The organism is Bacillus sp. AFS001701, from assembly GCF_002559405.1.
GTDB lineage: Bacteria > Bacillota > Bacilli > Bacillales > Bacillaceae_G > Gottfriedia.
This window is the reverse complement of the sequence record NZ_NTZO01000017.1, coordinates 1-5,608: the sequence shown is the minus strand read 5'-3', so window position 1 is coordinate 5,608 and position 5,608 is coordinate 1. Positions and strand designations below refer to the sequence as shown.

General features: G+C 30.9%; 7 protein-coding genes. 2 read left to right on the top strand and 5 right to left on the bottom strand.

Annotated features, from left to right (window positions below; all coding sequences use genetic code 11):
• The first annotated feature begins 55 nt into the window (after positions 1 to 55).
• The gene (gene modA, locus CN514_RS01745) at positions 56 to 868 is read left to right on the top strand and encodes a molybdate ABC transporter substrate-binding protein (RefSeq protein WP_098231107.1); all 813 of its coding nucleotides are present in this window, start codon (positions 56 to 58) and stop codon (positions 866 to 868) included.
• A gap of 28 nt (positions 869 to 896) precedes the next feature.
• Positions 897 to 1,067 (top strand): hypothetical protein, encoded by a 171-nt coding sequence (locus CN514_RS25480; RefSeq protein WP_176525757.1) that lies wholly within the window; start codon positions 897 to 899, stop codon positions 1,065 to 1,067.
• 106 nt (positions 1,068 to 1,173) lie between these two features.
• On the opposite strand, the gene CN514_RS01740 is transcribed toward CN514_RS25480, so the two are convergent.
• The 5 genes from CN514_RS01740 to CN514_RS01720 all read right to left on the bottom strand — a co-directional run bounded on the left by CN514_RS01740 (position 1,174) and on the right by CN514_RS01720 (position 5,452).
• Positions 1,174 to 1,638 (bottom strand): hypothetical protein, encoded by a 465-nt coding sequence (locus tag CN514_RS01740; protein ID WP_098231106.1) that lies wholly within the window; start codon positions 1,636 to 1,638, stop codon positions 1,174 to 1,176.
• 174 nt (positions 1,639 to 1,812) lie between these two features.
• Entirely contained in the window at positions 1,813 to 2,250 is a 438-nt protein-coding gene (locus tag CN514_RS01735) for a hypothetical protein (RefSeq protein ID WP_141529282.1), read from the bottom strand.
• Positions 2,216 to 3,412: an MFS transporter gene (locus CN514_RS01730; protein ID WP_098231104.1), complete on the bottom strand. Its 1,197-nt coding sequence runs from the start codon at positions 3,410 to 3,412 to the stop codon at positions 2,216 to 2,218. Before CN514_RS01730 ends, CN514_RS01735 begins: the two co-directional genes overlap by 35 nt.
• Complete coding sequence (locus CN514_RS01725) at positions 3,409 to 4,038, bottom strand: dienelactone hydrolase family protein (RefSeq protein ID WP_098231103.1); 630 nt, start codon at positions 4,036 to 4,038, stop codon at positions 3,409 to 3,411. Before CN514_RS01725 ends, CN514_RS01730 begins: the two co-directional genes overlap by 4 nt.
• A gap of 157 nt (positions 4,039 to 4,195) precedes the next feature.
• A complete protein-coding gene (locus CN514_RS01720; protein WP_098231102.1) occupies positions 4,196 to 5,452 on the bottom strand; it encodes a cytochrome P450 in 1,257 nt (418 codons plus the stop codon).
• Positions 5,453 to 5,608 lie beyond the last annotated feature (156 nt).

Below are 5,608 nucleotides of genomic sequence, written 5' to 3'. Positions count from 1 at the left end.
ACTAAATATAATTAGATATAACTAGTTATATTTTAAAAAGGAAGGCAGATGAATAATGAAAAGACTTTATTCTTTATTTTTATCGATAATGATGATATTAGGACTAGCAGTATCTGGTTGTTCGACAAATGAACAAGCTACTAAGTCTGTAGGCAAGAAACAAGAAGCAGTTCAAAAGAATGTAGAATTAACTATCTCAGCAGCTGCTAGTTTACAGGAGGCACTAAATGATATTAAAGCAAACTTTGAAAAGGCAAATCCTAATGTGAAAATAAACTTTAACTTTGGAGCATCCGGAGCATTACAACAACAAATTTCGCAAGGAGCACCAGTGGATCTTTTCTTCTCGGCTGCAGAGGACAAATTTAATAATTTAGTACAAGATGGTCTAATTGATAAGAACCAAGGTAAAGATGTAGTTGGGAATAAACTGGTATTAGTTGTACCAAAAGATACAAAAAAAGAAATTAACTCTTTTGAGGATCTTACAAAAGCAGATAAAATTTCAATCGGTACGCCAGAAGCGGTGCCAGCAGGACAATATGGTAAAGAAACATTGGAAAATTTAAATGTTTGGAAAGCAATTGAAGGAAAAGTAGTATATGGTAAGGATGTTAGACAAGTACTTTCTTATGTTGAAACAAATAATGTGGACGCAGGGATTGTATATAAAACAGATGCGCTCACATCGACAAAAGTTAAGATTGTAGCAACAGCAGCTGAAAATACACATGATCCAATTATTTATCCGTTAGGCGTAATAAAGAATAGCAAGCAACCTAAAGAAGCTAAAAAATTCTATGAATACCTTCAAAATGATGAGTCAATAAAGATATTAGAGAAGTATGGGTTTAAGGGACTAAATTAACTTACATGAGCTGACAGAAGTTTTAGAAATGAGCCGATTAGTTGATTGGCTTATTTTTCTTTTAGTGGAAATAGTAAAGAAGCTTGTGAAGTATTCGGTACAGATGATTAGAACATCTTTAAAATACAAGGATTCGTGCGTTCTATATAAAGAACGATTAGGTAGCTTTATTAAAGCTTGTTTAGAAGGGGAATTTTAAGAGCGGAGGATAATAATTTTAATAGTAAGAATAGGAATTGGTTAGATAAAATTATATCAATAAAATCCTTTTATTAAATAAAAGAAAAATATAAAGCCGAATAATATTAGTGCATGTATTCCTTTATTGATATATTGAAGAGTTTTCGGTCTCTTTTCCCTTTTTGACCAATTAGCCAGTACCAGCTCTGTCCAATATAAAAAGAGTTTGATACAAGTTGTTCAATATACTTTGAAATAATTCCATTGATTTTTTCTTTTTCAATTTTATTTTTTATAGACAAAGCAATGACAAAATAGGATTTATCACTTTCAAATTCAAGTAATTGAAGATGATATTTACCACCTTTTTTTTCATTAAAATCATTTAATACGTGATCTATACAGTTTCGGACGTCAATTTTATATTTAGCCGCATCGTTCCAATTTGAAATAAGAGAGTCATATAATGAGACAGTTAAGATGTAATATGATGCATAGTCTTTAGGATTAAATTTTCGTTTCTCACCTGTATATTGATATAAAGGTGGAACAACAAATTTTTCATAATTAGCAAAAAACTCTTCAGTCATGTTTTAATACCTACTTTCTAGATTGAACAAAAGTTTACTATATCGAATCTAAATTTAGTTTTTCCTATTCTTTCCAAAAATAGACACAAGGGAAGGATTGGATTAAGGAAAAGAAAGTATAAGATTTTAGTAAAAAGCAGAGTTGAAAAATTCAACTCTGCTTTTTTGCTTGTTTTAATCGGATAGTATTTGAAGTGAGAATACTAGAGAGGTAAAATTACCATTCGCATAAGCATCATTACAACTGTAGAACATGATATCTTTCTCCTTTTTGATTCTCATACCAGACTGAAAATCATGGAATCCCACCATTCGTTCTTCTTCCCACACATTAAAAACATTTAAAAAGCCGCTAGAGCATTTTAAGATCAGTTCGGATTGAATTTCACTTCTCCAAATAATGACTGTTTTTTGTTTTGGGGCATCGTTGATTGATATTCCATTTTCCGATATGAATCCGACACCTTGATTTCTAGGAGAATTTGAACTTAAAAATTTCAACTTAATCACTTTTTCTTCATTCATTTGAATTACTTCTGTATGAATTGTTTCTTCAGTTTTTACACACTTGTTAGTACTATACACTTTTTCTTTTACTAGTAACATTTTCACTTATCTCTCCTGTTAAGTTATTTTGATCCCCTAATGTTAATTTCAAAAAGTAACACAATCCTAAACAGGGGATACAGACCAATGCCATACCTAAAAAAGCAAAAGATGGAGATATAGAGTAGAGGTAACCACTTACTAATGTTAAAATACCGCTACCTAAACTTAAACCTAGAGCTGCATAAATTCCATGAGCAAAGGGGAAGTACTTGTTTTCAATGTTTTCATCTAAGTATTTTACAAAGGCAAATTGAGTAAGCCCAAAAGTAATAGAATGTAAAAATTGAGACAATACAAAAACTGAAATGCTGTTAAAAGAAAAAATCAATACCCATCTTAATATGGAAGCACTTACACTAAACAGTAATAACACTGGAACAGATCGTTTTTTAAATAGAGAGTCTGATATATAGAAGAAAGCAATCTCTGATATTACTGCAATGATTAAGATGAATCCTGTAAAACTTGTTTTTACCCCAATATTTTTCAAAAAAAGAACAGCATAACTATAATATGCAGCATGTGCAGCTTGAAGGGTGACGCAGATCGCTAATACTATTAAAAATGCTTTTGATTTAAATAACTTAAAAAATGGCACTTTATTTGATGCTTTTTTTGTTTTTAAAGGTATAGGAGCTTTAATGGATGTAATGAAAGAAAGTAGAATACATCCAAAAATTAAAAGGTAAATAACTACATTTTCACTTTTTAAAGATATGAGTATTCCAGTTAATGATAGAGAAATAATATAGCCAATCGAACCATATGATCTACTTTTTCCATACTCTATTTTGCTTTCCCTCATAAGAATAGATGCCATAGACTCATACATTGCTAATGGCATTGGATAAACTAGGCTTAATAAAACTGTAATGAAAGCTACTGCAATTAAACTATTAAACGGGATTAAAATAATTAATAGTGTAACAGAAGTTAAGGAAACTAATTGATTTAATCTTGCTAAATTTAAGTATCTACTTATAAATGGAAAAATAAAAAAGGTTGTTATTGACCTTGTAATTAATCCTAAAGCAATGATTAGTCCAGCTTCATCAGCTGTAAAACCTTTACTTGTTGTTAGCCAAGCAGACCAATAAGGCACAAAAATTCCGAAAGTGAAGAAAAACCCAAAAAACTGTAAAGACATCCATCTTTGATCGGTCATTTGATTCCTCCTGTTTCGGAAAAATTATTATTTTGTTTCATAATAAAATCATACATTTTTTGAAAACAATATTCAGTAGCATACTGATCATAATTAGAAGTTGATTGATCGGTAAAACCATGACTACCTTCTACTTTAATGATTTGAATCTTATCTTTTGTATTCAATTCGGTTATGACAATTTCAGGATCAAATGATTTTTCTTTCGTTGGGAAAATTAGTAGGGTCTCACATTTTGGACTAACCTCTAAGTAGTCCCTAATCCTTGACCCATAAAATCCAATTACTCCATCAAATAATCCATCATATTTACTGCCTAACCATGCAATCGTTGCCCCTACACTAAAACCCAAAATATACAAATTAACACACTTAGTTCGAAGTTCTTTTGCAAGAGTTATAATTTTATTAGTAGCTAACTCAAACCCAATTTCATGAACAAAATTCTTATAAGCTTTGTTTTCATCTTTATAGCAATAGTTCTCTGAATTACCTAATAAATTTGGACATACAACTGTAAATCCTAATTTATTTAAACTGTCGCAAATATCTTTTATGTGTTTGTTAATTCCATAAATTTCGTGAACGACTAAAATGGTAGTATTATGAATCACGCAATTATTCAATTTTAATCACCTCTAACTTAGAAAAAATAGGAATAGAATTTTTTTCTATTCCTATCAGTGTGTAACATAGCCTTAAAAACTTGATTATCAGACAGGCGAAGTAAGCGAGCGTTTGGCGGGCAGTCTGATACTATTCCTATTAAATACACCAGTAATACTAGATTTTTACTTGCATATGAATCATTCCAGTGAAAGTAGGGTTTGCAGTCCACTCTGGATTTTCTAAATCATATAATGAATCGATTGTTGGAAAACGAGTTATTACTTCCTTAAGAATTTCCATGATCTCTACACGAGCAAAAGCAGCAGCAATACAAGTATGATAACCTCCGCCGAAAGCTACATGACGGAAACCTGTTCTACTTATATCCATTTTGTCAGGATTTGCAAATACTCGCTCGTCTCGCCCAGCAGAAGCTAAGAAGAAATAAACTGAATCATTTTTCTTGATTTGCTGTCCGTGTAATTCGATATCATTTGAAGCATGTCTAACAATATATTGGATTGGTCCTTCTAGTCGCATTGTTTCATCTAATACTTTTGGAAGAAGAGACATATCATTTTTAAGCATTTCTAGAACATCTTGATTCTTAAATAGAAGATGTAATGTATTACTTAACACAAATTGAGGAATTTTATGTCCACCGAAAATTAAATGCATTGTTTGAGCAATTAATTGATCATCAGTAAGTTCGCCATCTTCTCCAGGAGTCTCAGATATTAACCTACTTAATAAATCATTTTTCTTTTCTTTTCGTCTTTCCGCAATCGCATCTGAAAGGTATGTCCAAATTTCTCTTACACTTCCTCTAACTTGTTCACTAATTTCTTTACTAGGAACATGAGACACAACGAAATCTTGCATAAATAATGCGATATCATCAGACCACTTAATGAATCTGTAAACTTCTTCACCAGGAATTCCTAACATTTTACAAAGTACCATCGCAGGAATAGGGTGTGCGATCTCTTTTACAAAGTCAAATGAACTTATGTTTTTTTCAAGTACTTTATCAACAATTGAAGAAACAATTTTCTGAATTTCCGGAGCAATAAGATCGATTTCATTAACTAAAAAGGCTCTGTTCATATAACCTTTTAATTGTGAATGAACTGGTCGATCATTATAGACCATCCAAGTCTTAATGATATCGATTATATCTTTAAAATGTTGATCTTCTCCTTCAGCGAGATTACTCATTTTATTCGGAATTACATTACTTGAAATAAATTTATCTCCAAGTAAATTCTTGGACACATCCTCGTACCTAGTTATAAACCAGGATTGCATTTCTTCATGCCAAAAAACAGGTGCATCATTTCGTAATCTTTCATATAATTCGTATCTGTTTTCATAATACTCTTTACTATTTAAACTGAACTGCTCGACAGATTGTTTTACATTTATACTCATGTTATTTCCTCCTGTTATACTACAATTATTTTTTTATTAGATTTTCTTACAAAATTTCCAATCTCCATATCATTTAAATGACAAATTACGTCACAAACAAAACGTGAACGTTCAATATGGTTAGAGATATTGATTAATTTATGTAAGACTTCTTTA

Excerpts from the sequence above, each read along its gene's own strand:
- modA (WP_098231107.1), top strand. The coding sequence starts at position 56 with ATGAAAAGACTTTATTCTTTATTTTTATCGATAATGATGATATTAGGA.
- CN514_RS01720 (WP_098231102.1), bottom strand. The coding sequence starts at position 5,452 with ATGAGTATAAATGTAAAACAATCTGTCGAGCAGTTCAGTTTAAATAGT.
- CN514_RS01730 (WP_098231104.1), bottom strand. The coding sequence starts at position 3,412 with ATGACCGATCAAAGATGGATGTCTTTACAGTTTTTTGGGTTTTTCTTC.
- CN514_RS01740 (WP_098231106.1), bottom strand. The coding sequence starts at position 1,638 with ATGACTGAAGAGTTTTTTGCTAATTATGAAAAATTTGTTGTTCCACCT.
- CN514_RS25480 (WP_176525757.1), top strand. The coding sequence starts at position 897 with ATGAGCCGATTAGTTGATTGGCTTATTTTTCTTTTAGTGGAAATAGTA.